General features: G+C 40.0%; 7 protein-coding genes. 6 read left to right on the forward strand and 1 reads right to left on the reverse strand.

Annotated elements, in window-relative coordinates; genetic code table 11:
- Positions 1-114: 114 nt before the first annotated feature.
- From Q0212_RS07850 to Q0212_RS07865, 4 genes are all read left to right on the forward strand, one after another.
- Positions 115-321, forward strand: coding sequence for a hypothetical protein (locus tag Q0212_RS07850; protein ID WP_297924250.1), 207 nt, complete (start codon positions 115-117; stop codon positions 319-321).
- A gap of 14 nt (positions 322-335) precedes the next feature.
- Positions 336-1,175, forward strand: a complete 840-nt coding sequence (metF, locus tag Q0212_RS07855) for a methylenetetrahydrofolate reductase [NAD(P)H] (RefSeq protein ID WP_297924252.1) — start codon at positions 336-338, stop codon at positions 1,173-1,175.
- Between the two features lie 58 nt (positions 1,176-1,233).
- A complete protein-coding gene (locus tag Q0212_RS07860; RefSeq protein ID WP_297924254.1) occupies positions 1,234-1,572 on the forward strand; it encodes a zinc ribbon domain-containing protein YjdM in 339 nt (112 codons plus the stop codon).
- Positions 1,573-1,734: 162 nt separating this feature from the next.
- Positions 1,735-2,313, forward strand: a complete 579-nt coding sequence (locus tag Q0212_RS07865; protein WP_297924256.1) for a hypothetical protein — start codon at positions 1,735-1,737, stop codon at positions 2,311-2,313.
- Positions 2,314-2,426: 113 nt separating this feature from the next.
- Here the strand turns inward: Q0212_RS07865 and Q0212_RS07870 are convergent, their stop codons facing one another.
- Positions 2,427-3,602: an acyl-CoA dehydrogenase family protein gene (locus tag Q0212_RS07870; protein ID WP_297924257.1), complete on the reverse strand. Its 1,176-nt coding sequence runs from the start codon at positions 3,600-3,602 to the stop codon at positions 2,427-2,429.
- Positions 3,603-3,699: 97 nt separating this feature from the next.
- On the opposite strand from Q0212_RS07870, the gene Q0212_RS07875 reads away from it, so the two are divergent.
- Positions 3,700-4,500 carry a TetR/AcrR family transcriptional regulator gene (locus tag Q0212_RS07875; protein WP_297924259.1) on the forward strand — a complete coding sequence of 267 codons (801 nt, stop codon included), beginning with the start codon at positions 3,700-3,702 and terminating at the stop codon, positions 4,498-4,500.
- A gap of 200 nt (positions 4,501-4,700) precedes the next feature.
- Positions 4,701-5,261 (forward strand): MFS transporter (locus Q0212_RS07880; RefSeq protein ID WP_297924261.1); only part of this gene is annotated, 561 nt, incomplete at its 3' end.

Raw genomic sequence — 5,261 nt, forward strand, 5'->3', positions numbered from 1 at the left:
ATACTGTTTTATGAATAGTAACAATGTACCAGAGCTTATTTTTGAGCAAAGTCTTAGTATTCGTAATATTATCAATACAGAGCTATATCAACTTCTCTTACAAGAGGCGAATTTATGAATGTTATTCAATCTGCTCCCTCTCAAGACTCGCAACAGATGTTGAATTCATTAAAAGAATCCGTCAACAAGGCTTTAGTACAAAAGCAGAAACTTGGCCAATACGCCGTTTTTTGGACAAACAATCAATTGTTGCTTGAAGGGGATGATGCCCCCTCGCATTTAAATCATACCGAATCATCTATTAATTTAGACCAACGCTAATTTTGGATCATGTTATGCCTCGTCAAATTCCTATTAGCTTCGAGTTTTTTCCAACAAAAACCGAAGAAGGCACACAAAAACTCTTACAAGTTCATCAACGTTTAGCCATTTTAAATCCTGCCTATTTTTCTGTGACTTATGGTGCAGGTGGTTCAACACGTGAACGTACATTGTCGATTGTTGACCAAATTCAACAAGCTGCCCCGATTGCCGTTGCACCACACTTATCTTGTATTGGTGACAACAAAAGCGAAATTGCTGAACTCTTACACCGTTATAAAAATCAAGGCATTAAACATTTAGTAGCCTTACGCGGTGATTTACCGTCAGGCCAAATGGGTTTAGGCGAATTACCCTATGCGCGTGATTTGGTGGAGTTTGTGCGCCAAGAAACAGGCGATCATTTTCATATTGAAGTGGCTGCTTATCCCGAAATGCATCCTCAATCTTATGATTTTGACAGTGATGTTAAAAACTTTATTGCTAAAGTTAATGCGGGTGCTAATAGTGCAATTACCCAATTTTTCTTTAATGCCGATGCGTATTTTTACTTTGTTGAAAAAGTGCGTAAAGCAGGCGTTACCATTCCGATCGTTCCCGGTATTATGCCCATTACTAACGCCAGCAACTTAATTCGTTTTGCCGATGGTTGTGGTGCAGATATTCCACGTTGGATTCGTAAACAATTGGCCGCTTATGGCGATGATACAGCTAGTATCAAAGCCTTTGGCGAAGAAGTTGTGACTAAACTCTGTCAAACCTTATTACAAGGTGGCGCACCTAGCTTACACTTTTACACCATGAACCAAGCCGAGCCAACTACTCGCTTGTGCCAGTTATTAGATTTAGCTTAAGCCCTCCCTCACCTCAACCCTCTCCACCAAAGAGAGGGCATTTTTCTAGGAATTTTCTATGAGCTCTTTGCCATCTTGTCCCCAATGCAATTCTGAATTTACCTATGAAGATGGCGATTTATATATTTGTCCTGAATGTAGTCACGAATGGCCAAAAACAGCAGCAACAGCAAGCGAAGACAATCGTATTATTAAAGATGCTAATGGCAATGTTTTAACCGATGGCGATACGGTCACTGTGATTAAAGACCTTAAAGTTAAAGGTTCTTCGTTGGTCGTTAAAGTGGGTACTAAAGTTAAAAATATTCGTTTAGTCGATGGTGACCACGATATTGATTGTAAAATTGATGGGATTGGGGCGATGAAGCTCAAATCTGAGTTTGTGAAAAAGGTTTGATTACAAGAAATTAAAATCTACGCACTTTACCAACCGCACCGAACTTTGTTTGCAGTTTAATCGTTTACATGATGATTGAACGTAGTCAAAATAACGACACTATGTTTACAAAATGTGCTAATTTTGGCGAAGTGCGTATGCTTTCACTTTGTAGAGGAATTTATGATTAAAAAATACACCTCTTTTAGTCTGATGATTTTTACCTTTTGTTGCCCATTACTTCATGCTGGCTCACTCAAAAAACACGAACTGTCAATTGGAGTTGGTGCATGGAGTACTGACTATTTAGAAAAAAAAGGCAGTAAGTGGCTAGAAGAAACTATCGACGACAAATGGTTTGGAGATAAAGCAGACCCCGCTAATAATAATAACGGTTTAGAAAGTCTAGCCATCAAAAAACTAGGCTATAGTTACCGATTACAAGACTCACTACTTGTGACGGTATCAGGAACATCTCAAAAATATAAAGAAGACAACAAAGTCGGCACGATTAGAGCATGGCTATTGGGTGGCAGATATGAGTACGCAGCCAGCGCAACAGGTTGTGTATATTCTGGCATTTCCATCGGACGTGCCACAGAAAAATATCAAACACTACAAAGTAGTACTGAAAGCTCATCAACTGTATTTCATGTAGACATTTTAGGCTTAAAATACAGCAAAGATGCACTCTCTACTTACATCAGCATAGGTGTAGGTCAAGAGGGACTCTTACAGGGTGGCCTAAGTTTAGGATTCTAAAATAAGCTCCCTCTTCTAAAATACTCAAGACTTTAGAAGAGGAAGTCGTTGTCAAAACCACCAACGACAACTCTGCTTTAATCAAACTCCCCTGATTAACAGGGGAAGCTGATTTAAATACTACGCGAAATTAACTCTTTCATAATTTCGTTTGTACCACCATAAATACGGTTAGCACGGTTATCAATGTAGGCACGGGCAATTGGATATTCGAGCATGAAGCCATAACCACCATGCAATTGCACACACTCATCAACCACTTTGCTTAACAAATCAGACACCCAATACTTAGCAGCACAAGCACCTTCAATACTTAACTCATGCTTTAAGACTTGCTCAATACAACGGTCAACAAACACACGCGCAATTTGAATCTCAGAGCGTAATTCTGCTAATTTAAAACGGGTATTTTGATAAGCTGCAACTGGCTTACCAAACACTTTACGGCCTTTTACATATTCAACCGTATGTGCCAACGCGTGTTCAGCAGCAGCCGCACACATAATACCAATCATCATGCGCTCCCATGCTAACTCTTTCATTAACATGATAAAGCCCATGCCTTCCATACCCAATAAATTTTCTTTAGGCACTTTGACGTTATTAAAGAATAATTCACAAGTATCTTGGCCTTTCATACCCACTTTTTTCAATGGTTTGCCTTTGCTAAAGCCTTCGCTATGAGCATCAACAATCAATAAAGAAATATTTTGTGCGCCCTTTTCGCTATTACCTGTTTTGGCAACAACCACGGCCATATCACACAAATAACCATTAGTAATAAAGATTTTAGAGCCATTTAAAACATAGTGATCGCCCATATCAATGGCGCGAGTTTGTACAGACTGCAAATCTGAGCCTGTACCAGGTTCGGTCATCGCAATGGCAGAGACTACTTCACCAGAGGCCATTTTTGGCAACCATTGTTGCTTTTGCGCTTCGTTACCAAAGTTATTGAGATAGTTGGCAACGATGTCTGAGTGTAAAGAGAAACCAGAAGCAGAATCACCGACACGTGCCTGCTCTTCCATCATAATTACGCTATATAGACGGTCAACACCCGATCCACCATATTCTTCAGGCATGGTTGGGCATAACAAACCTAAAGCACCTGCTTTGTTCCATAAGTCACGATCTAAATGCTGTTGCTCTTCCCATTTTTCATGAAATGGGGCAATTTCTTGTTCAAAGAAACGACGGGCGGTTTTACGAAATGCCTCATGGTCGCTATTAAACAAAGTACGAGGGATCATTGGGGCGACTTGCTCTGGAACGTGAACGCTGCTCATTCTATTACTCCTAATTTACAATACGGACGTACAGTATGTATAATAAATACCAAAAATTACGGTTGCAGGTCAAGTAAATAAAATAAAAAACCTGTGAATGATGTGCGATGTTGAAAGCGGCAATGTTAAAATAGCTTTTTTAGCATGGCATATTTCTTTTAGCCCAATGACAAGTAGCTTTATTATGATAACCACCGAGTCAATCAAGCCCGTAACAACAACGAGCCATGAGAAACCACGCCGTACTCAAGCTGAACGTAGTGAGGCAATGCGTACTCGCCTCATTGAAGCCACATTAAAATGTTTAGAAACTGAAGGTTATGCAGGAACAACCGTCACCAAAATTGTCGAAACAGCACAAGTCTCTCGTGGCGCACCTGTTCACCACTTTCCATCTAAAGCAGCTTTGATTGCTGCCGCTGCCGAACATTTGATGCGTAAAATTTATGTGCAATTAGGCATTGCCATGCAACACATGGAGGAGTCTGAAGATAAACTCACTGAGTTGATTATGACTTCTTGGCGTGAAGTGTTTGGCACTGCCGAAAATGCAGTATTATTAGAATTAATTGTGGCTAGTCGTCGTGATAATGAATTGGCTGAAATGTTACAAAAACTGTGGATGTCCGCTTTTAACACTTTAGGCACAGCCGCAGAACATTATTTAAAACCTAACTCTGATAAAGACAATGTTCGCCACTTGATGATTTTAACGCAGTGGATGTTGCGTGGCATGGCTATGGATAAACACTTAGTGTTTAATGAACGTGTTATTGAGCATTATGTGCGTGTTTGGTGTCGGGTTATGGCAGGTCATTTACACACCAAACCAAATGTGGATACACCGCCACCACGTCCCGAATTTTGGGATGTGTCTATTGATAAAATTCAACGTTAATTTGCATCACCTTAAAAAATTAGCCTCACCACTAGGTAATGTCAGTCAGTTAAGCCATTTTTGCTGACTTCGACTCTGCTCAGTCAACGCAAAAATGCGCCCTGAGCGGAGTCGAAGGGCAGTTTTTAAATGCCAATTTTTCTTAACTGACCAGTATTACCACCACTAGGGGCTAATTTTTTTATTATTCTGAGACAGTTATGTCCACAACTTCTCGATTACGTTTTGAACCTTGGTTAATGTTATTAGGGGCATTAACAGCAATTGGCCCTTTATCAATTGATATGTATTTGCCTAGCTTTCCGACTTTAGAACAAGAGCTAGGTCATGGCACACAATTGAGTTTAGCCAGTTTTTTTATTGGCACAACATTCGGTCAAATATTATATGGTTCGTTGAGTGATCGTTTTGGTCGAAAGCCTCCTCTACTCATAGGCGTAACCATTTTTATTGTTGCAGCTTTTTTGGCTAGTCATGCACAAAATATGCAGCAACTTATTTTATATCGTTTTTTTCAAGGTTTTGGTGGCTGTTCGGGTATGGTGATTGCCCGAGCAATTGTTCGTGATCGTTGTCAACCAAGCCAAGCCGCACAAGCGTTTTCGATGTTATTGTTAGTCATGGGACTTGCCCCCATTCTTGCGCCATTGTTAGGCAGTTACTTTTTAACACAATGGGGTTGGCAGAGTATTTTTTATTTTAAAGCTATATTTGCGAGCCTTTGTTTAGTTGCAATGATGAGCTTGATTCCTGAAAGCTTA

Source organism: uncultured Agitococcus sp., from assembly GCF_937920075.1.
Classification (GTDB): domain Bacteria; phylum Pseudomonadota; class Gammaproteobacteria; order Pseudomonadales; family Moraxellaceae; genus Agitococcus.